We start from the raw sequence: 22468 nt of genomic DNA on the forward strand, positions 1-22468 counted from the left end.
CGGCGGACCTAGGGCGGCCCGCGCCCGGCCTATTTTGCTTTGCTTATGACGATGGTAGCGTCTTCTCCGGCTGCGGCAGCCGGGGCTTCTTCGGCTAATTACCCAGCTTTTGCCCAAGTGCGGGCCGAGCTGGAAGCGTATAAACGTAAGTTTTACCTCAGCCTGCTGGTGCGCGGCGGGCTCGTGGCTGCGGCGCTGCTGCTGAGCTTGTTCGTAGTTTTTAATACCCTCGAATACTTCCTGTATTTGCCCACGGCCGTGCGTGCCGGGCTGCTGTTCAGCTTCTTAGCCTTAGCCGTGTATGCAGTAGGGCGCTGGCTGTGGCAGCCCCTGGCTGCCCTCACCAACTTACGCCGCTTGCTGAGCGATGAGCAAGCCGCCCGGCAGGTAGGTGAGCTGTTTCCGCAGGTGCAAGACCGTCTGCTCAATGCTTTGCAGCTGCAAGGCCAAGCCCGCGACAATGAGCTGCTGCTAGCCAGCCTCGAGCAGCGCGCCGCCCAGCTACAGGGCGTGTCGTTTGCCCAGGGCATCGACCTAGGGCAGCAGAGCCGCCCGCTGTGGAAGTACGTGCTGCCGCCGCTGGCCGTGCTACTGCTGGCGTCGGTATTCTACCCGGCATTTATTACGCAGGGCACCAGCCGCATCTGGCACTACCAGCGCCAGTATTCGCGGCCCGCGCCATTCGATTTTGTCTTGAAAAATAAAGAGCTGCGCGTATTCAAGGGCGAGAATTTCACCCTCGACGTAGCCGTGACGGGCCAAGCCCTGCCCGCCAGTGTGAGCCTGCTCACCGATGGCACCGAGCGCCCACTAGCTAAGGTCAACGGCCGGACCGACGCGTTTCGCTACACCTTTGAGCAGCCAGCGCAGGATGTCACGTTTCAGCTCAATGGGGCGGGTTTCGTATCGCCCGAATACCATCTGACGGTAGTAGAGCGGCCCGATTTGCGCGACTTCGCGGTGCAGGTAACGTACCCCGCTTACACCGGCCGGGCAGCCGAAACTATCCGCAATGGCGGCAACCTTACCGTGCCCGAGGGCAGCCAGTTGCGCTGGCAGTTCAGCACGGCGGCCACCGAGGCGCTAAGCTTGGTATTTAACCAGCCAGCCGAGACCGTGCCGGCCACCCGCTCGGGTGAAAGCTTTGTGGCCGAGCGCCGGGTGCTGCGCTCGCAGCCCTACCAGGTGCGCCTGCAAAATGCCGCCAGCCTCAACCGCGACCCCATCAGCTACCAACTTACAGTGGTGCCCGACGCACCGCCCACGCTTACGGTCGAGGCCTTTTCGGACACGACTTCGCTCCGTTACCTGGCCCTAGGTGGCAGTGCGCAAGATGATTATGGTCTTACGGCTTTGCGGCTGCACTACCAGGTGCAGCGGGGCGGTAATAAAGGCGGTGGATATGTGAGCCGCTCCCTAGGTCTGCCTAGCGGTGCGGGCGGCACCTACTCTTACACCTGGAACCTAGCGCCGCTGAATCTGCGGCCCGGCGACCGGCTTCAGTACTTCGTAGAGGCTGTGGACAATGACGGCATCCATGGGCCCAAGAGCACGCGCTCGCGGCCGCTGGAATTCCGCCTGCCTAGCACTCGCGAGCTCGACAAGCAGCTGGCCTCGCAGGCCAATTCGGTGGCGAGTCAGCTAAGCTCGGCGGCCAAGCAGAGCAAGCAGCTCGAGCGCGAGCTGGCCCAGAGCCAGGACAAGCTCAAGACCAAGCGCGAGATGAGCTACCAGGACCGCAAGCAGCTCGAAAACATGCTCGACCAGAAGGCTCAGCTCGACCAGCAGGTGCAGGCCATGCAGCAAAAGTTTGAGCAGTTGCAGCAGCAGCAAAACCAGCTCAGCCCCAAAAGCGAGGAGCTGGCCAAGAAAGCCGAGGAGCTCAAAAAGCTGATGAACGACCTGCTCGACCCCGAAACCAAGAAGCTCTACGAGAAGCTGCAGAAGCTATTGGAGCAGCAAAAGCAGCCTGATGCCGAGATGCAAAAGCTGCTTCAGCAGCTCGAAAACAAAGAAAACACTTTACAGAAAGAGCTAGACCGCGCCCTCGAAATGTTCAAGCAAATGCAGTTTGAGCAGAAGGCCGAACAGACTGCCGACCGCCTGGAGCAGCTAGCCAAGGAAGAGGAAAAACTAGCCGATAAAACGGCTCAGAACGACAAGAACAACCCCGACAACAAGCTCAGCAACGAGCAGCAAAAGGCCGAAAACCAGAAGCTAGCCCAGGAGCAGGCCGAGAAACGCCAGGAGTTTGAGGACCTCAAAAAGGACTTGCAAGACCTGAAACAGCAAGACAAGGAGATGGGCGACCAAAACGGCATGGACGAGCAAAAGCCCGAGCAGCAGCAAACCGACCAGGACATGCAGGAAGGTGAACAGCAGCTGAATAAAAATCAGAATCAGAAAGCTAGCCAGAGCCAAAAAGCCGCCGCCCAGCGGATGAAGAAAATGGCCCAGAAGATGAAGGACCAGATGAGCGACGACGAGGAGCAAAAGGCCCAGCAGAATATCGACGACCTACGCGACATCCTAGATAACCTCGTCACGCTCAGCTTCGACCAGGAGAAGCTGATGAAGGACTTCCGGGCCGTGGACCAGAGCGACCCGCGCTTTGTGCAGCTCGGCCAAACCCAGCGCAAGCTTGGTGACGACTCGCGCATCGTGCGCGACTCGCTCCAGATGCTGGCCATTCGTGAGCCTCGCATCAAGAGCTTCGTGACCCGCGAGGTGGGCGAGATGAATAGCCGCATGAATGAGGCCCTAGGGCACATTCAGCAGCGCGACGTGCCTAGGGCCACCGCCACGCAGCAGCAGGCCATGACTAGCATGAACAACCTAGCCCTAATGCTTTCGGATGCCTTGCAGCAGATGCAACAAGACATGCAGCAGATGCAAGGCAAAGGCCAGCCGCAAAGCGGCAGCGGCAAGCCTGGCAAGAAAAAAGGCAAGGGCGGTGCGCCCGGCCCCGGCAGCCTCAGCAAGATGCAGCAGCAGCTCAACCAGCAAATTCAGCAGCTTTCGCAGAGTGGCAAAACCGGCCGTGCCCTCTCGCAGGAGCTAGCCAAGCTGGCCGGCCAGCAGCAGATGCTGCGCCAAGCCATGCAGCAGCTCGACCGTGGGCAGCCCGGCAAAGACGGCAAGCCCGGCGGTGGCAAGGAAGGAAAAGACGGGAAAGAAGGCCCCGGCGAAAAAGATGGCAAGGAGGGCAAAGACGGCCAGGGCGGCAACGCCGGCGAGATGAAAAAGCTGATGGAGCAAACCGAGACCGACCTCGTAAATAAGCGCCTCACCGAGCAAACCATTCAGCGTCAGCAACAGATTCTTACGCGCATGCTTGAAGCCGAAAAGTCGGCCCGCGAGCGCGACCAGGATACCAAGCGCGAAGCCCAGACTGCCCAAAATCACCCCCCGGTTTTCCCACCCGCTTTCGATAAGTACAAAGGCGCCGCTAAAACCCAGCAAACCGACTTGTTGCGCCGGGCGCAGCCTACCTTTACTCCGTACTACCAGCAGAAGGTGACTGAGTACTTCCAAAAAAATAAGTAGCCGCCGCGTAACCCTGCACCTAGGGCTTCGTAAGGAGCGAATCGTACTCATAAAATTCAGGCAAGGCTGCACGTAAGTGGTTGTGAAACCCCGTAGTACGCCCTGCCTGAATTTTGCACGTATTACCCTATTTTTGCCGTTCTTATTTCCGCGCTGCCTTTACTATCCTTTCGCTACCGCTTATGAAGCAGGTTAAAATTCAGATTCCGTCGCTTGTGGAAAACATCCGCGTCGTGGAGAGCTTCATTGACAACTCCAAAGACACGTTCCACATTGAGGACGACATCTACGGCAATATTATGGTAGCTGTCACGGAGGCCGTCAACAACGCCATCCGCCACGGCAACAAGTTCGACAAGGACAAAAATGTGTACTTGTCGCTGTACGTGAGCGCCAACCAATTGAAGTTTGAGATTGAGGACGAGGGCACAGGCTTCGATTTTAATAACCTCGACGACCCAACGGCCCCCGAGAACCTAGAGAACCCCGGTGGCCGCGGCATCTTCCTCATTCGCCACTTGGCCGATGAGGTAGAGTTCAGCAACGATGGCCGCCGCGTCGAGCTCACCTTCGCTCTCACGCCCGGCTCCGAGTCGCCCGAAGCCAGCACCACCTCATCCGAAGCTGCGGCCGCATGAGCAACGCCCTCGCTACCGGTGTCCGCTACTTTGAGGCGCCCGGCATAGAGTTCGTGGTAGAAGACGTGCCAGAATTTGGCTTGCACGACGCCGAGGACCTCGTAGCGTGGATTGAGCGCATTGCGGCGGTGCACGAGTACCGCATTGCACAGCTGACGTTTATTTTTTGCTCCGACGACTACCTACACAAGCTGAACGTAGAGTATCTCAACCACGACACGCTCACCGACATTATCACCTTCGATAATGCCGATGATGCCGACGTGCTCGAAGGTGACATCTTCATCAGTGTAGAGCGGGTAGCCGACAATGCTCGGGACTTAGACATCAGTTTCCGCGACGAGCTGCACCGCGTCATGATTCATGGCGTGCTGCACCTCCTAGGTTACCACGACAAGGACTTGTTGAGCCAAACGGCTATGCGCCGCAAGGAAGACTACTGCTTGTCACTGCGCGGATTCTAGGTGCTTTAGCAGGTTAGCTCTGGCTTTTCTGGTCTTATGAGTTCGGCACCTTCGCTCTCCAGCATTCCCGGCGACGTGCTGGACTACTACTTGGGCCTGGGCTACTACCGGATGAACCAGGACCTGTTTACCTGTCGGTTTTTGCCGGTAGGGCCGCGCATCTACACCGTGCACTGGCTGCGCCTAGTGGTGGCGCAGGTGCACTATGGCAGCAAGCAGCGCCGGCTGCTGCGGCACAATGCGCAGTTTACGGTAGCGATAAAGCCTTTTCGCCTTACGGCGGAATATGAGGCGCTGTATGCTCGCTACCACGCCTATATCGACTTCGACGCGTCGCCCTCGCTGGCCGACTTGCTATTGGCTGGGGCTACGCATTCGGTATTCGACACCTACATCATTGAGGTGCGCCACGGCGAGCAGCTTATTGCGGCGGGTATTTTCGACCGAGGCACTACTACCATTGCGGGCATCGTCAACTTCTACGACCCCGACTACCGCAAGCATAGCCTAGGGAAATATTTGATGCTCCTCAAGACGGAGTACGCCCGCGAGCAGCAGCTGGCTTATTACTATCCTGGCTATTTGGTGCACGGCTACCCTAAGTTCGATTACAAGCTGTTTGCCAGCCCCGAAGCCACCGAGGTGTTTGACTTTCAGAATAGCGAATGGCTACCTTTTTCTTGGGAATTAGTAGCTCGGCAGTCAGCCATCTTGCTGCCTAGCTGGCTACCGAATAACTGGCTGGGGGAGGCGGAGTAATTTTCAAATGAAATCCGTGCTTTGGTGACTAGCATCTATCATTGCTGACAGACGCTTTTGCATAATCCTACTGCATCGCATTTCTGCCAACATGCTCCAGCTCGTCCGCACGACTTCTGAAAACCCTGACTTTCGCGCGCTCGTGCAGCTGCTCGACCAAGACCTAGCGGCCCGCGATGGGGCTGAGCATAGTTTCTACGCGCAGTACAACACTATTGCTCAGCTCAACCATGTGGTAGTGGCCTATCTAGGGAGTGAGCCTGTAGGGTGCGGCGCCTTCAAGCCTTACGCTGCCGATGCGGTCGAAGTTAAGCGCATGTTTGTACAGCCGGCGCACCGTGGGCAGGGTGTGGCGCAAGCCGTGCTAGCCGAGCTAGAAAAGTGGGCCGGCGAGCTAGGCTACACTAGCTGCGTACTCGAAACCGGCAAGCGGCAGCCCGAAGCCATCGGGCTCTATGAGCGTGTCGGCTATGGGCGCATTCCTAATTATGGGCAGTACGTGGGCATCGAGAACAGCGTGTGCATGCAAAAGACCATAGGCGAGCGCAGAAAGTAAAAGGACCGGCGCTAATCGTTTTGTGGCGAACTTTGTAGCTAGTTTTTGTTGTCGTGCTGGTTACTAGTTTGAGCACGACCACCATTTAGCGCTATTTCTTATGTTCTCCGATACTGAATATGACCTCATTGTAGTAGGGGCTGGCCACGCGGGCTGCGAGGCGGCTGCCGCCGCGGCCAACCTAGGCTCGAAGGTGCTGCTCGTTACGATGAACATGAACACCATCGCCCAGATGTCATGCAACCCGGCCATGGGCGGCGTGGCTAAGGGCCAGATAGTGCGCGAAATAGACGCCCTAGGTGGCCAGTCGGGCCTCATCACCGACCGCACCATGATTCAGTTTCGGATGCTGAACCGCTCGAAGGGCCCCGCCATGTGGAGCCCACGCGCGCAAAGCGACCGTATGCGCTTTGCCGAAGAGTGGCGCCTCACGCTAGAGCAGATTCCGAACGTGGACTTCTGGCAGGAAGGTGTGACCGGCTTGCTCATCGAAAACGACGCCTGCGTAGGTGTGCGTACCGCCCTAGGTATCGAGTTTCGCAGCAAAACGGTGGTGCTCACCAACGGCACGTTCCTGAACGGCCTCATCCACATCGGCGAGAAAAACTTTGGCGGTGGCCGGGCGGCCGAGAAAAACAGCCACGGCATCACCGAGCAATTGGTAGAGCTGGGCTTCGAGGCCGGGCGCATGAAAACCGGCACGCCGCCCCGCGTGGATGGCCGCTCGCTCGACTACTCCAAAATGGAAGTGCAGGATGGTGACGCTAACCCAAGCCGCTTCTCGTACCTCGACACGCCCGCTTTGACCCGGCAGCGCCCGTGCTACATCACGTACACCAACGAGCAGGTGCACGAGATTTTGAAAGAAGGCTTTGAGAAGTCGCCTATGTTTCAGGGCCGCATCAAGGGCCTAGGGCCGCGCTACTGCCCGAGCGTAGAAGACAAAATCAATCGCTTCGCGGACAAAGACCGGCACCAGATTTTTGTGGAGCCCGAAGGCTGGAATACGGTGGAGTGCTACATCAACGGCTTCAGCAGCTCGCTGCCCGAGGATGTGCAGTACCGCGCCCTGCGCGAAATTGCGGGTTTTGAGAACGCTAAGATGTTCCGCCCCGGCTACGCGATTGAATACGACTTCTTCCCGCCTACGCAGCTGACTAATACGCTGGAGACGAAGCCTGTGCGCAACCTCTGGCTGGCGGGCCAAATCAACGGCACCACCGGCTACGAAGAAGCCGCCTGCCAGGGCCTGATGGCCGGCATCAACGCCCACCAGCGCGCCCACGACAAGCCAGCTTTCACGCTCAAGCGCGACGAGGCGTACATCGGTGTGCTCATCGACGACCTTATCAACAAAGGTACTGAGGAGCCCTACCGCATGTTTACGAGCCGCGCCGAGCACCGCATTTTGCTGCGCCAAGACAATGCTGACCTGCGCCTTACGCCCATGGCCCACGCCCTAGGTCTGGCCTCGGACGAGCGCCTAGCCCGCGTGCGCCAGAAGGAAGCTGACACGGCCGCCGTGCTCACGGTACTGGAGAAATTTGGCATCGAGCCCGCGATTATCAATGGCTTCTTGGCAGAGCGCGGCTCGGCCGAGATTCATGAGAAAACCCGTGCCCTCAACCTGCTGCGCCGCCCCAACATCGAGCTGAATGACCTAGCCGCTGCGCTGCCCGAGTTGGCCGAAAAGCTAGCTGCTTTCAGCATCGAAGCCCAGGAGCAAGCCATCATCCAGACCAAGTACGAGACGTATTTGCAGAAGGAGCAGCAGCAGGCCCAGCGTATGCGCGAGCTCGAAGACTTCCATATTCAAGGCCGCCTCAACTATGGCGCCATGCCGGCACTCAGCCACGAGGCCCGCGAAAAGCTGCTCAAGATTCAGCCCGAAACTTTGGGGCAGGCTTCGCGCATCAGCGGCGTGAGCCCAGCCGACGTATCGGTGCTGATGGTGTACCTAGGTAGGTAATTGGATAAGTTAGGCGGTCAGAAGGTAGGAGCCAGCAGTGGTGCAGCTCTTACCTTCTGACCGCCTAGCTCTTAACTTGATTTTAGGAGTGACTGAATTACTAGAACGCTGCCCGGTGTGCGGGAAGACCGACCTGCGCGAAAAGCTACAAGTACAAGACAGGTCGGTAAGCCAGGAAACGTTTACCATTGTGCAGTGCCAGGCCTGCGAGTTTCAGTTCACTAACCCCCGGCCCGACGCGGCCAGCATTGGGCGGTACTACGAGTCGGCGGCCTATGTGTCGCACAACAGCGGGGCGCAGGGGCTGATAAACCAAGTGTATAAAGTGGCGCGCTTCTTCACAGTGCGCCGCAAAGTATCCCTGATAACGAAGCTCAATGGCGGCAAGCAGGGCCGGCTGCTCGACTACGGCTGCGGCACGGGCCACTTCTTGGCCGGCGCCAAAAAAGCGGGCTGGCAGGTAACAGGGCTAGAGCCTAATGACCTAGCACGCGCCGATGCCACTACGCGGGTGGGCCAACCTATTGAGGAGCCCAGTGCCTTAGGTACACTGGCACCGGGTAGCTTCGACATCATCACGCTGTGGCACGTGCTGGAGCACGTGCATACGCTCAACGAAACGCTTGACCAGTTGATTAGAGCCCTGAAGCCAGGCGGCAAGCTGCTCATTGCGGTGCCCAATGTAGAGAGCCTCGACGCCCAGCACTACCGCCAGGACTGGGCCGCTTATGATGTACCGCGCCACCTCTACCACTTCAGCCCAGCTTCGATGCGCCAGTTGCTCAGTCGCCACGGCCTGGCCGTGCGCCAAAAGCTACCGCTGGCGCTAGATGCCTACTACGTGAGTATGCTCTCCGAAAAGCACCGCTCGCCTGAGCGGGCCGGCGGCCCACTCACCGTGCTGCGCGCCGGCTACAGCTCTAATCGCTACGCAGCTCAGCACGATGGGCAATATTCTAGCGTGCTGTACGTAGCTGAGCGCGGAGCCTAGCCGCGGCGCGTAGCACCTAGGGCGGCCATCTTTGTCTTGCTTTTTTTATTTGCTGCCCCGCATGCCTGCCGCTCGTTTTTCGCTTTTCACACATTTTCGGTTTTCATTTTTTCGTCGCTGCCTCGGTAGTCATGCTACGCGGCGCGGCTGGGCGAGCCTAGTGGCCACGGCCGGGCTGGCGGCCCTAGGTAGCTGCGCGGCAGTGAGCTCGCCCCAAGGCGGCCCGCGCGATAGAACTCCGCCCCGCCTCATAGCCACCTCGCCCGATAGCGCGGCCCGCAATGTGAAGCAGCAGTTTATCCGGCTCACGTTTTCGGAGGCGGTGCAGGTGAAAGACTTGCCTAAGAATCTGCTCATCACTCCGCAGCTCGGGCCCGATAATCAGTACCAGCTGCGCGAGGACCGCAACAGCGTGACCCTGCAGTTTCCGAAGCCGCTGGAGCCCAATACCACGTACTCGTTCAACTTCCGCAAGGCCATTGTGGATATTACGGAGAGTTTGCCGGCCAAGTACCAGGCCCTGAGCTTTAGCACGGGCCCGACCCTTGACTCGGCCAAGGTGCAGGGCACCGTGACGGACCTGCTCACGTCCCGCCCCGTGGCCGACGCCAGCGTGGGCCTGTACCGAGTGGCCGACACGGCTGGCGTGCGCCGCGGCTCGCCTTACTACCTAACCCGCGCCGATAGCAAGGGCAATTATGAATTAAATTTTATCAAAAGCGGGCAGTACAACCTGTATGCCTGGGTTGATAAAAACAACAACGGCCGCTACGACGATGGCGAAAAGCTGGCCTATCTGCCGGCGCCCCTCACCCTTAGCGACACCACCCGACCTAGGGCGCTGCTGCTCACGCAGCCCGACCGCCTGGCCCCGCGCCGCACCAACCTAGAGCGCTCGGCCACGCAAGTGCGCCTGCGCTTCAATGAAGGCTTGCGCACCCTGAGCCTGGCGCCCGCCACAGGCGCTACTCCCGCCAATACGGCGGCCTTGCAAGAATCGGTACTTGTGACCGAGAATGGTCGTGCGGCCATTCTCTACCGCACGCCCACCCTAGGCGATGGCCGCTACTTGCTGGCCGTAACCGACAGCACCGGCAACACTGCCCGCGACACGCTCAATATTACGTTTCCGGTACCTACGGCGTCTAGCCGCAAGGCCGCACCTCCTGCTGGCACCACCGTCGAGGGTAATCCGCGCTCAGTATTTAGGCAGGGCCAGGTGCAGTTCAAGTTTCCGGTGCCCGTGCGGCTAACGCCGGGCCAGCCCGTAGGTACCCTAGTCGAAGACTCGGTGAAGCGCCGCCCATTGCGCCTGCCCGCCGATGGCACCCTCAGCCCCGACCGTACCGAGCTCACTATTATCCTAGATACAAAAGCGCAGAAAAACGTCGAAATCAGCCTTGATACTACCACTATCACGGCCATTAACGGGCAGTCGCTGGGCCTGCGGCGGGCGCTGCGCCTAGCCGTGACTGACATCGACCCAAACGGTGTTATTAAGGGTACCATCCAAACTCAGGAAAAGCAATTCGACTTGCAACTGCTCGACGACAAGTACCAGGTGGTGCGGCAGCTGCGCTCGCCCAAGGGCCGCTACCGCTTCGACCGCTTGCCGCCGGGCAGCTATCGCTTACGCGTACTTGTGGATAAGGACGGCGATGGCCGCTGGCGCGGCCCCGATCCCAACCTGCGTGTGCCGCCCGAGCCGATACTAGTGTCGCCCACGCTCATTAAGTTGCGCGCCAACTTTGAATTAGACGACCCAGTGAAGCTAGCGTTTTAGCTTTCTTTTCAAGTTATCCACAGCCAGTAGCCCGGCCCGCTGTTTTTTGCGGGTCGGGCTACTTTTTTTCCACAATCCTCCCGGGCAGATTCTCAGTCAAGGCACCGCTAGCTACTGCATGAGCTAGATGCTTTGTAGCAACCTCCAGTAACTGCAGGCTGCTACGAAGCACCTAGGGTGCCATTACCCTCAAAAAGTGGATAAACCCAGTCGTTTTCCACTTCAGCATCTGCGAAAGTGGAAAACTTATCCACGTTTCCAGTTACTGAGGGCCTTTTTTGTGGCTTATCCACGGGTTTTCCACATAGTTTCCCACTACTAGCAGCCATTGTGCACAGAAAAGTGGATAACCCGACTGATAACCGTGCACAACCCGTGGATAAGTTGGGGGTAACTTTTTTTGCCGGGGCAGCTACCAGCACAGGGCCACGGCGCTGTGGATAGCGGTGGATAACTATCCACCGCCAGCAGCCCTATCCACACTGGTGGTAAGCTGTGAATAGTGGATAAGTGGATAACCCTTGTGAATAGTGGAAAACTACGCTAAGTTTTTAGCCGCCAGCCAAATGATATGCACAATGGCTGTTGATAGCCCGTGGATAAGCCTGTAGTTGTGCACCTCTTATCCACGCTGTGGATAACGTTTTAGAGTTATGAACTTATCCACTGCCCTGATGGATGAGAATAAAAAAGATTTTTAAAAAAAGATTTTAATTAAACTTATTAGCTTGTGGAAAACTTCGGGCAGTCAAAAGCTTTCCACACCCTAGAAGGGTTGGCCCGTGAAAAAACTACCTCAGGACACGCAAAGCAGTGGAAAACTCGGTCTAGCCAGAAAACGAAGCAAGCCAAGCTGCGTACCCGCTTTATGCCGTTCGATTACACCTTAGATTTCCACACGGTCGATTTTCGCCAGCACCCCGAATTGTATCGCGTAGGAAAAGGCGAGCAGGGGGTACTGCTGGTGCAGCCCTACAAGGGCGAAATCCTGCCCCACTGGCGCTTCAAGGATGCGGCGGCGGCCCGGGAGTCATCGGCAGCTATTTGGAAGCTCTTCGAGGCTTATTTGCAGGCGGGCGATTTTGTGGGCGCCGATATGGCCCGTAAGTTTTTGCAAATGGGCTTCACGCGTGCTCGGCGCTACGCCAACCACCGTGGCGGCAAAAAATACGATGGCCCGGTACCCGCCGATAAAAAGGGCCAAAGCGGCGCTCACGGCCGCGCCGAGTTACCCCGCACCGCTGCGCCTGATGTGGATAAAGTAGAAGCCGCCGCCATTTTCAAGCAGAAATGGGGCGAAGCCAAAGCGTTGCCCGAATACCAGCGCCAGAAAGCCGCCTTTGAGGCAACCTATGGGAAGTAGATGCCTAGGTGAGAGAATAAGGAGCTAAGAGTAGGAGAGGAGTCTCAACCGAAGGGAGGCAGACCTAGGGTATTTGCCACTGGTGCTGCAAGTATTCCGCTAGTTTTCAACAGGCAGTTATCCACTTATTCACATCCTCGCCTTATCCTCCAATCACTTCCCCCGTACTCACACCGCTACCTTTGTCTGACTTATAACCCCCCTGCTGATATGAATCCGCAAACCACCCCCAACAGCATCGAAGAAAACGAAATCATTCTGGGTACCGGCATGGGCCCGCTGCGCTTCGGGGCGACCATGGACGAGGTGCGCACCCTAGTGGGCGAGCCCGAGGAAATCGAAGAGTCGGAAGACGAGGACGACTTCGAGCACCAAGCGTGGAATTACTACGAAGACGACCACCTACTGTCGCTCTACTTCGACCGCGAAGATGACTTCCGCCTAAGCTGCATCGAAACCGATAACCCCGGCCTGCGCCTCTTCGGCGAGCCCATTCACGGCCGCAGCCTCGACCAGGTGCGTGACCTGATGCAGCGCCACAACCAGGGCTCGCCCGAGCTCGAAACGATGGAAGGCGGCGAAGTACGCTTGAGCTACGAGAAGTCCATGATAGACATGTATTTCGAGGAAGGCCAGCTGCAATTTGTCAATTTCGGCGTGTTTATCAACGACGATTTGGAAGTACAGTGGCCTAGCAAGTAAAGCGTGTGGAAAACTGGAAATAGGTAAAAGTTTCCTTGAATTAGCACATTTAGCTAAAAGTTATCCACAAAAAGGCCGTTTTTGGGTGTGGATAAGTGGATAACTCTGTGACCTTGGGATTATTCCTAGGTTATCGTTAGTTAACTTACCTAACCTGTCTAGCAAAAAAGCCAACCCTAATCAGGTTGGCTTTTTTCATATGGTATAGGCTACCTTAATAAGAGCAGCCTAGGTGCTGCACGAGGGTAATGAACACGTATTCGACCGCTTGTGGATAAGTCAGTGGACAAGTGTGCACAAGTTGATAGTGCATGTGATGAATAACTCACCAGTTGCTACTAAGCAAGAACCGCTAGGCTGTAAACAAAAACGCCCGGCTCTTATGAAAAGAGCCGGGCGTTGCTAGAATTGGTAAGGTATGGCAAGGCTAGCCGCTGATAGCGCGGAATAGCAGGAACAAGCCACCCGACAGCACCATTGTCACAGGCAGGGTCAGAACCCAAGCCAGGGCAATGCTGCGCACCATTTGAGGGTTTAGGTTCTTGATGCCGCGATTGGCCACCATGCTGCCCGCAATGGCCGATGACAGCACGTGCGTGGTAGAGGAAGGCAGACCGAGCTGAGTGCTAGCCCCAATCATCATAGCGGCTACTAGCTCCGAGCTGGCACCCTGGGCGTAGGTGAGGTGCTCTTTGCCGATGCGCTCGCCGATAGTTTTTACGATGCGCTGCCAGCCTATCATAGTGCCGCAGGCCAAGGACAGCGATACCATCAGGAGTACCTGCCAGGGTGCATAGTCGGTGAAGCTGCTCATCTGGCCCACGGCCGCTTTGTAGGTGTCGCGGTCGGCAGAGCTGAGGCTAACGCTCTCGCTGGCCAATAGCTTTTTGCCGCGGTTGGCAAGCAGCAGGATGGCCCGGCGAATCTCGAAGCGCGCCTGCTTGGGCAGGTCTTCTACCTTGGTTTTACCGGCAAACACGCGGTCTAGGTCGGTCGTTTGGGCCCGTACTTCGGCAAGCAGCTTTTGGTCGGCCGCGCCCAGCTCGGTGGCATTGATGCGACCAATAACGTACTCGACCTTAGTAAGTGAGTCGCGCAAATCGAGCGGATTCTTGGAATTATCGAGCGCAAAGTGCACTGGTACAATGCCAATTAGAATCAGCATAATCAGGCCTACGCCCTTTTGGCCGTCGTTGGAGCCGTGGAAAAAGCTCACCAGCGTGCAGGTTGCAATGAGGGTGAGGCGAATGAACAAGGGTGGCGGCTTGCGCTTGTGCGGCTCTTTAAAGATGGCCTTGCTGGGCGAGAAGCGCTTGAGCAAGAACATCATGCCAATGGTGAAAGTGAAGCCCAGCAATGGACCTAGGAGCAGGGCCAAGCCGCTTTCGCTAGCCTTGCTCCAGTTGATGGCCGCGCCCCGGCCGCCGGGCAGCAGCGAAAACGCGATGCCAACCCCAAGGATGGAGCCAATGAGCGCGTGCGACGACGATGAGGGGATGCCGTAGTACCAGGTGCCGATGTTCCAGATGATGGCGCCTACCAGTAGGGCACCCACCATCGCAATGCCGTGGTATACGTTCTGGTCAATCAGGCTTTCGACGGGCAGCAGGTACACGATGCCCATGGCCACCGCAATACCCCCCGAAAACACGCCGATGAAGTTCCAGAAGGCCGACCAAACCACGGCCACCCAGGGTCGCAGGGTATTGGTATAGATAACGGTTGCCACGGCATTGGCCGTGTCATGAAAACCGTTAACGAATTCAAAAGCGCAAGCTGCAAATAGACAAATGCCTAGGAGCAGCAAGACATGGGGTTCAAGTCCGAACATAAATTAAATGCCGAGTGGGGAAATCGGCCCCCAAAATTAACAGGGCCTTCACCAACGAGCATGTTACCTAATCATTACCGCCGGGCCGTCGCTTTTCACCAGCCAGAGCTAAGTACCTGACCTAAGGCCAGTGGAGCCGACAAAAATCGTACGCTGCAAGCCTAAATTGGAAAGCGTAGCGTGGCATCAGTAGCTCCGCCAAAGAGGCCATAGCCGCCTTGTATGTTGGAGCGCACTGGAGCAGGCTCGGCAAAAGGATTGCCCTCGGTGTCGTAGAAGCGCTGAATAGATTGATAAAACTCGTAGGTTTCGGCCGGGATGCTGCTCACGATAACCTCAATAAAGGCAGGCGTCGTGCTAGCAGAATTGCCGCGAAAATTGCCCGATAGATACACATCACTGCTATAGCTCAGGCGCTGGCCCTGGCGACCGGCATCGCTAATCGGTAACATCTGATACAGGTAGCCTGGCCACGACAGGTCTAGGCGAGCGAGCTTGATAGCGAGTTCCGCATTATTACGGTCTCCGTATTCTTGCTGCACGGTGCCTATGGGCTGGCCAGTGGCGTCTAGTACTCTTGCATAGGCCAGGTAGTAGTCGGTAGTGGCTGCGTTATCTCGGATGTTAAAAGTCAGGCGCCCACGATATTGATAGTTGGGCTGCGCCGGGTCGAGGGCATAGCTCCCCGATTCAATAGTGGGCGCAGCCGGTAAAGTGAGCGCCGCTGACACAGCCTCGACGCTAGGCGCGCTGGCGCGCAGCGTGTAGCGCTGGCCGGGCTGCCCCACGTAGCCGCGCACCGGCACGTAGTAGCCTTTGGTACTGTCGGTGCTGCCGTAGCCCCCGCGGCCACGGGGCCGAAACTGCTCGACCACCTGGCCACTGGCATCGCACAGTTCCACGGTGGCGTCGGCACGGCCCGCCAGGCGGTTGATACTGCCGACGTTCTGGCTGGTGCTCACGTAGAGCGAGCGGCCGTCAAAAAAATCCTGCATGCCGGTCGGGGGCGCTTGATTGCTAAGCGTGTAGGACACGGATAGCTGCGGCGTGTGGGTGGGCAGGTCCACGGGCACTACGCTTTCGCAGCCGGCCAGCCCTAGGGTAGTCGCCAGGGCCCCGCGTAGCAAAGAGGTTCTCATAAGAATAAGATAATGCTAGTGCTCAAAACTTGAAGGCCTTGCTAACCGACGGGATAATGGGAAACAGCGACACTTGGCGGTATTGGGCAGACTCGCGCACTACGCCGTCATACACGTCGGCCGGGGCGAAGTACATGTAGTAGGGATTGCGGCGGTTATACACATTGTAAAGGGAGATGCTGTTGACAACTTCGCCCCAGCGCTTCTTCTTGGTTTTGCTCAGGTCGAGGTCGAAGCGGTGGTAGGCCGCCATCCGGTACGAGTTGCGGTCACCGTAATCGTTGTAGTCTTGGTACGGACCAAGCTGGAAGCGGCTAGAAGCCAGCGTCGTAGCATTGCCAGTGCCGTAGACCCAGGTGCCCGACAACGTGAGGGTGGAGCTGAACTTGTGGATAACCACCAGTGAGATGTCGTGCCGCCGGTCGTATTTGTAGGGGAAAAGCCGCCCTTGGTTCAGCTCCGGAAAGCGGCGGTTGCTCCAGGCCAGCGTGTAGCCCAGCCAGCCAGTGGTGCGGCCGGTTTTCTTCTGCAAAAAGAACTCGCCGCCATAAGCCCAGCCCTGGCCGCTCGTGACCTTGCTCTGCCAGTCGTTATTGGTAGTGTTGAGAAAGCTGGCGCCCTCGCGGTACTCCACGAGGTTTTGCATAGGCTTATAATAGGTCTCGAAGCTGAACTCAAACTCCTCCCCGCGGTAACGCAGCGTGCGCGCCACCCCTAGTCCCACTTGGTGCGCCACTTGGGGCCGCACCTGCGCCGTGGCGGGTACCCACAGGTCAGTGGGCAAGCCGATGCCGCTGTTGGTAAGCAAGTGCACATACTGCGTGGTGCGGGCGTAGGAGGCCTTCAGCGCCCACTCGTCGGTGAGCATGTAGCGGGCGGCCAGGCGCGGCTCTAGCGAAGGGTAGAGCTTGCTATCCACGTAGAAGCTGCTTAGGCGCAAGCCCGCATTCACCTTAAAGCGGTTGCTGAGTTGGTAGTCGTCCTCCACGTACAGCCCACTTTCGCTACCTAGGTGCCCGAGGCGGCTTCGCTGGTCACGCCGGCCATGTTGTCTTGCTGCGACGAGATGCCCGGCCGAAACGTGTGCCGAATGAACTGGCCCCCAAACCGGACATAGTGCTGGGGCGAAGGCACGTAGTCGAAGTCCATTTTCAAGGTCCAGTCGCGGATGTCGGAGCGATAGCTCAGCGCATTGGTCGAAGCCACAGGCTCGCCGTTTTGTAGGAAGCGCCGCTCCTGCGCCTGGCCCACGTCAAACTGATACTGACTGTAAGTGAGGTGCGTATTGAGAAATAGCTTGTCATTGACCACGTGGTTCCAGCGCAGGGCACCGGTGAGGTTGCCCCAGCCTAGGCCATTGTCAGAACGGTTATAGTCGTCGGGGCGCTCTTGGGCATTGCGCTCATTGTAGTAAAAGTTATCGTAGCCCCGGTAAGCGCTCAGATACAAGCGGTCGCGCGAGCTCACCTTCCAGTTGAGCTTGGCGTTGAGGTCGTAGAAATAGTACCCTAGGGAGCCCGCTTTCCCTTCCTTAGCTAGCTGCGACCTAATAAAGGGCCGGGCCAGCACATCGAGATAAGTGCGCCGGGCCGACACGATAAACGAGGCCACATCCTTCTTAATCGGCCCTTCTAGCGTAAGGCGCGAGGCAATGAGGCTGATAGCCCCCTCGCCGTGCAGCTCCTGCGCGTTGCCTTCCTTCATCGAAATATCGAGCACCGACGACAGCCGCCCGCCGTAGCGCGCCGGAAAGCCGCCCTTTATCAGCTCCACGTTGTTAAGCGCATCGGCATTGAACACCGAGAAGAAGCCGAACAAATGCGAGGCATTATAGACCGGCGTGCCATCGAGCAAAATCAGGTTTTGGTCGGGCGAGCCGCCGCGCACGTACAGGCCGCTGGTGCCTTCGCCGCCGCTTTGCACGCCGGGCAGCAATTGCAATACCTTCAGCACGTCGGTTTCGCCCATCAGCTTAGGCAAGCTCTTAATCTGGGCAATGGGCACGTTGATGGTGCCCATACGGGTGCTGCGCGGGCCGTGGTCATCGGCCTGGCGGTCGCCCACTACCTCCACGCTAGCCAGCTCGTTGGTGGCGGCGGGCAGCAGAAAGTCGTGTTTGGTGCTGCTCGTGACTGGGGCGGCCCAGCGCTGGCGCGCGTACCCTAGGTAGTTGGCCACCAGCCGCACCGAGTCGAGCCCCGCCGTGGGCACCGTAAGCGAATAGAAGCCATAAGTATTGGTAGCAGTGCCTTGGCCGGTGCCCGCCAGTACCACTGCCACCCCAATCAGGTTTTCGCCCGTGGCCCGGTCGCGCACGTAGCCGCTGATGGTAATGCGGGCCGGTATGTTAGGCGTTTGGCCCCACGCTACCGCCGGGCTTACCAGTAAACCCAGCACGCAGCAGCGAAGAAGTTGATTCATAAGCAAAAACAGGAAGAGCAGGCGCCGCACCTTTGAGAGTACCAAAGTAGGTCCTAGGTTGCAGCTTCTGTTTTTTAGATGAACGAGCTCGCCCAAACTTCTTCTAAGTCCCGCCCCGCGCCCCCAGCCAGCCCGGCATTGCTGGACGTATCTGTGAAATCCGTTTAATCCGTTATAATCTGCGGTCTAACTTTGCGGCTTATGAGCAAGCCCGCCACCACTTCGCCTTCTGCTGAAAACACGCAGCTAAAAGATATTGTCGCCCACGCCAAAGAATACGGCTTCGTATTCCAGTCGTCGGAAATCTACGACGGCCTCGCCGCCGTGTACGACTACGGCCCCAACGGCGTGGAATTGAAGAACAACCTCAAGCGCCTGTGGTGGGAAGCCATGACCCAACTGCACGGCAATGTAGTCGGCATCGACGCGGCCATCTTCATGGAGCCCCGCACCTGGGAGGCCAGCGGCCACGTGGCAGGCTTCAACGACCCGCTCATCGACAACCTTGACAGCAAAAAGCGCTACCGCGCCGACGTGCTCATCGAGGAGAAAGCTGCCGAGTACGAGAAGGCCGGCGACCCTGCTCGCGGCGCGGCCCTCACCGCCGAGCTAGGCCGCCTGCTAACTGAGAATGACCTAGCCGGTGTGAAGCAGCTCATCCTAGACGAGAAAATAACGGACCCGCTCTCCGGCTCTAGCAAGTGGACCGACGTGCGCCAGTTCAACCTGATGTTCTCGACCCAGGGCTCAGCCGTAGACTCGGATGCGCCACCCGTATACCTGCGCCCCGAAACGGCCCAGGGCATTTTCGTGAACTTCCTGAACGTGCAGAAGTCGGCTCGGATGAAAATTCCCTTCGGTATTGCGCAGATTGGTAAGGCGTTTCGCAACGAGATTGTGGCCCGCCAATTCATTTTCCGCATGCGTGAGTTTGAGCAGATGGAGATGCAATTCTTCGTGCGCCCTGGCACCGAAGGCGAGTGGTACGACAACTGGAAGGCGGCCCGCCGTCGCTTCCACGAAGCCATTGGCCTGCCGGCCGAGAAGCTGCGCTTCCACGACCACGACAAGCTGGCCCACTACGCCAAGGCGGCCGTGGATATCGAGTTTGAGTTTCCCTTCGGCTTCAAGGAAATCGAGGGCATTCACTCGCGCTCGGATTTCGACCTGACCCAGCACCAGAACCTGAGCCGCAAGAAGCAGCAATACTTCGACAACGACCTAGACCCCGCCACCGGCAAGCCCTACGGTAACTACGTGCCCTACGTGGTCGAAACCTCGGTAGGGGCCGACCGCCTGTTCTTGGCCACTATCTGCCAGGCCTTCCAGGAGGAAACCATTACGGAAGGGGAGGGCGAAGCCCAAACTACTAAGCAGCGCACCTTCCTAAAGCTTCACCCGGCGGTGGCACCCATCAAGGCGGCCATCTTCCCGCTAGTGCGCAAGGACGGTATGCCCGAAAAAGCACAAGAAATTTTCGACAGCCTGCGGTTTGATTTCCGCCTCGTAATTGAGGACAAAGACGCCATTGGCAAACGCTATACCCGCCAGGACCTTATCGGAACGCCTTTTTGTATAGTGGTGGATGGCCAAACGCTGGAGGACGACACCGTGACAGTGCGCGACCGCGACACTCGCGAGCAAACCCGCATGCCCATCAGCGCGTTGCGGGCATACATCGGCGAGGCTGTAAGCTTCCGCCGCGTGTTCGAAAAACTGTAGACCTGGTTCAAACACGACCCGAAGAGGGCGGTATGAACCAACAATTTGTAAGCTTATGTGGGGACATATCGCCCTCTTTATCATCAAGTACCGGCAGTGGCTGCTGGGCCTGATTGCCATTTTTACCGTCACCATGGCCTGGTTTGCCAAGGACGTGGAGATGACCTACGACTTTGCCCAGGTGGTGAGCCCGAAGGACCCCGACATGGTGTACTTCCAGCAGTTCAAAAAGACCTTCGGCGAGGATGGTAACATCCTCGTCCTAGGTATGCAGGACAGCTCGGTGTACCAGCTAGGCAAGTTCAACCAGCTGCACCAACTGACTGATACCTTGGCTAAGGTGGAGGGCGTGAGCGGCGTGCTTGGCATTCCGCGCCTCATCCAGATTGAGAAGGACACGGTGGACTCGAAGTTCGTGACGTCGCCCATTTTCAAGAAGGCTCCGCGCTCGCAGCGCGAGCTGGACTCGCTGATGCGGGTGGTCAACAACATCGAGTTTTACAAAGGCCAGATTATCGCCCCGCGCAGCGGCGCCACGCTACTGGCCGTAACCCTCGACCCGAAGTATCTCAACTCGAATCGCCGCCAGGCCGTGATGAACAACATCCTGGGTCACGCCGAGCGGTTTGAGAAGAATACGGGCATCAAGATGCACTACGCGGGCCTGCCCTACGTGCGCTCCACGATGACGAGCAAGGTGGCCGGCGAGATGAAGTTCTTCGCCATGCTAGTGGTGGTCGTGATGGGCTTTACGCTCTTCATGTTTTTCCGCACGTGGTCGGCGGTGGTATTTCCGCTGCTGGTAGTAGTATGCGTGATGATATGCTGCGTGGGTAGCATCGTACTCCTAGGGTATAAAATCAACCTGCTCACGGGCTTGATACCTAGCATTCTGGTAGTTATCGGTGTGCCAAACTGTACGTATCTGCTCTCGCGCTACCACTACGACTACCGCAAATCGGGTAACCAGATACTGGCCATGACGCGGGTAATCCGCAAAATCGGCCTCATCACGCTGATGAATAACCTCACTACAGCCATCGGCTTCGTGGTGTTCACGTTCACCGATATTGCCATTCTCTATCAGTTTGGCATGGTGGCGACGATTAATATTTTCATCGCCTTCGCCATCAGCTTCATCATGATTCCGGCGGTGTTTACCTACCTGCCGCCGCCTACCGAGAAGCAGCTTGAGCACCTCGATTCGAAGCCGCTGCTGGGCATTATCCACTTCCTCGACCACGTGGTGCTGCACCGCCGCGGCACGGTATACCTGGCGGCCCTAGGGCTGCTGGTGATAGCCGGCATCGGTATTCGCAAGATTGAGGCTGTGTCGTACATGGTCGACGACCTGCCTAAGTCGAGCACTGTTAATACCGACCTAGAGTTCTTCCAGTCGCACTTTAGCGGGGTGATGCCGCTCGAATTTGTGGTGGATACGGGCAAGCCCAAAGGCCTGCTCAAGCTGCCCAATTTGCAGAAAATCGACCAGTTCGAGAACTTCCTGCGGGCCCAACCCGAGTTGTCGCCACCCATCAGCATGGTCACGTTTATAAAGGCCGCGACCCAGGCGTTTTATAATGGTGAGCCGGACTTTTACCGCTTGCCCAACAACGACGACAAGAACTTTATTCTGAGCTACCTGGCCAATTCGCAGGGTGGTGCTACCACCAACGTCCCCGACTCGACCAAGACTACCATGGCCCAGGGCACGGCCGGGGCATCGATGAACAAGCTGCTCAACAGCTTCGTGGATAAGAACTCGCAGAAAGCCCGTATCAGTCTCAAAATAGCCGATATTGGTTCGCACAAGCTGGATACGCTGGTAGCCCGGCGCATCGAGCCAGCCATGGAGCGCATTTTCGCCAAGTCGGGAATGACGGTGCGCCGCACGGGTACCACGGTTATTTTCACGAAGGGCAACGAGTATGTGATTGGCACCCTACGCGAGAGCCTGATGTGGGCCTTTGGGCTGGTAGCGGTAGTGGTGCTGCTGCTGTTCCGCTCGGTGCGCACCATCTTCTATGCGCTCATTCCTAACATCTTCACGCTAGCGCTCACGGCCGGTATCATGGGGTATTTTGGTATTGCGCTCAAGCCGGCTACGGCGCTCATCTTCGTGATTGCGCTGGGTATCGACGGCGACAACTCCATTCACCTACTCGCCAAATTCCGGCAAGAGATGGCAATGGCCGGCCGCACTGTCACGGAGGCCATTACTAATACAATGGTGGAGGCTGGTACCAGCATGATTTACACCAGTATCGTACTGTTCTTGGGCTTTAGCATCTTCGCTTTCAGTGAGTTTGGTGGTACGAAGGCCCTAGGTGTGCTGATGGGTGCTTCACTGCTGATAACCAACTTCTCGAACCTCGTGCTGCTGCCGACGCTGCTCGTGACGTTCGAGCACGGCAAGGGGGAGAAAATTCCCGGCAACGCGCCCATTCGCCACTACGACGATAGCTACCACGAGGAAGACGACGACATAGACCAGAACTTGCAACGCCTGAGCGTGGAGCAGACTAAGGTGAAAACTGTTTGATTAATTGCGATTTAAATTAATCTATCATGCGGCGCCTGCGAA

The 22468-nt window shown here is 57.7% G+C and carries 16 protein-coding genes; 12 read left to right on the forward strand and 4 right to left on the reverse strand.

Annotated elements, in window-relative coordinates; genetic code table 11:
* The first annotated feature begins 51 nt into the window (after positions 1-51).
* The 10 genes from FNT36_RS07045 (at position 52) to FNT36_RS07090 (ending at position 12771) form a co-directional block, all read left to right on the forward strand.
* Positions 52-3546, forward strand: coding sequence for a DUF4175 family protein (locus tag FNT36_RS07045; RefSeq protein ID WP_144845871.1), 3495 nt, complete (start codon positions 52-54; stop codon positions 3544-3546).
* A 182-nt stretch (positions 3547-3728) separates the two neighbouring features.
* Entirely contained in the window at positions 3729-4184 is a 456-nt protein-coding gene (locus tag FNT36_RS07050; RefSeq protein WP_144845873.1) for an ATP-binding protein, read from the forward strand.
* Positions 4181-4648, forward strand: a complete 468-nt coding sequence (ybeY, locus tag FNT36_RS07055; protein WP_144845875.1) for an rRNA maturation RNase YbeY — start codon at positions 4181-4183, stop codon at positions 4646-4648. The genes FNT36_RS07050 and ybeY overlap by 4 nt, the downstream gene beginning before the upstream one ends.
* A gap of 36 nt (positions 4649-4684) precedes the next feature.
* Positions 4685-5407, forward strand: coding sequence for a GNAT family N-acetyltransferase (locus tag FNT36_RS07060; protein ID WP_233635742.1), 723 nt, complete (start codon positions 4685-4687; stop codon positions 5405-5407).
* 91 nt (positions 5408-5498) lie between these two features.
* Complete coding sequence (locus FNT36_RS07065; RefSeq protein WP_144845877.1) at positions 5499-5963, forward strand: GNAT family N-acetyltransferase; 465 nt, start codon at positions 5499-5501, stop codon at positions 5961-5963.
* Between the two features lie 100 nt (positions 5964-6063).
* Positions 6064-7932 (forward strand): tRNA uridine-5-carboxymethylaminomethyl(34) synthesis enzyme MnmG, encoded by a 1869-nt coding sequence (gene mnmG, locus FNT36_RS07070; RefSeq protein ID WP_144845879.1) that lies wholly within the window; start codon positions 6064-6066, stop codon positions 7930-7932.
* Between the two features lie 88 nt (positions 7933-8020).
* Positions 8021-8923 carry a class I SAM-dependent methyltransferase gene (locus FNT36_RS07075; RefSeq protein ID WP_144845881.1) on the forward strand — a complete coding sequence of 301 codons (903 nt, stop codon included), beginning with the start codon at positions 8021-8023 and terminating at the stop codon, positions 8921-8923.
* A 61-nt stretch (positions 8924-8984) separates the two neighbouring features.
* Positions 8985-10706, forward strand: coding sequence for an Ig-like domain-containing domain (locus FNT36_RS07080; RefSeq protein WP_144845883.1), 1722 nt, complete (start codon positions 8985-8987; stop codon positions 10704-10706).
* Positions 10707-11574: 868 nt separating this feature from the next.
* Complete coding sequence (locus tag FNT36_RS07085) at positions 11575-12069, forward strand: DUF4385 domain-containing protein (RefSeq protein ID WP_144845885.1); 495 nt, start codon at positions 11575-11577, stop codon at positions 12067-12069.
* 210 nt (positions 12070-12279) lie between these two features.
* Entirely contained in the window at positions 12280-12771 is a 492-nt protein-coding gene (locus FNT36_RS07090; protein WP_144845887.1) for a hypothetical protein, read from the forward strand.
* Between the two features lie 427 nt (positions 12772-13198).
* Here FNT36_RS07090 and FNT36_RS07095 read toward each other — a convergent pair whose 3' ends face one another.
* The 4 genes from FNT36_RS07095 to FNT36_RS25415 form a co-directional block, all read right to left on the reverse strand.
* A complete protein-coding gene (locus tag FNT36_RS07095; RefSeq protein WP_144845889.1) occupies positions 13199-14602 on the reverse strand; it encodes an inorganic phosphate transporter in 1404 nt (467 codons plus the stop codon).
* A gap of 161 nt (positions 14603-14763) precedes the next feature.
* Entirely contained in the window at positions 14764-15741 is a 978-nt protein-coding gene (locus tag FNT36_RS07100) for a DUF4249 domain-containing protein (RefSeq protein WP_144845892.1), read from the reverse strand.
* 22 nt (positions 15742-15763) lie between these two features.
* Positions 15764-16729: a TonB-dependent receptor plug domain-containing protein gene (locus FNT36_RS25410; protein WP_233635743.1), complete on the reverse strand. Its 966-nt coding sequence runs from the start codon at positions 16727-16729 to the stop codon at positions 15764-15766.
* 20 nt (positions 16730-16749) lie between these two features.
* Positions 16750-18162, reverse strand: a complete 1413-nt coding sequence (locus FNT36_RS25415) for a TonB-dependent receptor (RefSeq protein ID WP_233635744.1) — start codon at positions 18160-18162, stop codon at positions 16750-16752.
* A 201-nt stretch (positions 18163-18363) separates the two neighbouring features.
* Between FNT36_RS25415 and FNT36_RS07110 the strand changes: the two genes are divergently transcribed.
* Positions 18364-19884, forward strand: coding sequence for a glycine--tRNA ligase (locus tag FNT36_RS07110; protein ID WP_144845894.1), 1521 nt, complete (start codon positions 18364-18366; stop codon positions 19882-19884).
* A 55-nt stretch (positions 19885-19939) separates the two neighbouring features.
* The gene (locus FNT36_RS07115) at positions 19940-22426 is read left to right on the forward strand and encodes an efflux RND transporter permease subunit (RefSeq protein ID WP_144845896.1); all 2487 of its coding nucleotides are present in this window, start codon (positions 19940-19942) and stop codon (positions 22424-22426) included.
* Positions 22427-22468: the final 42 nt, after the last annotated feature.

The organism is Hymenobacter setariae (assembly GCF_007713685.1).
In the GTDB taxonomy this organism is placed as follows: Bacteria; Bacteroidota; Bacteroidia; order Cytophagales; family Hymenobacteraceae; genus Hymenobacter; species Hymenobacter setariae.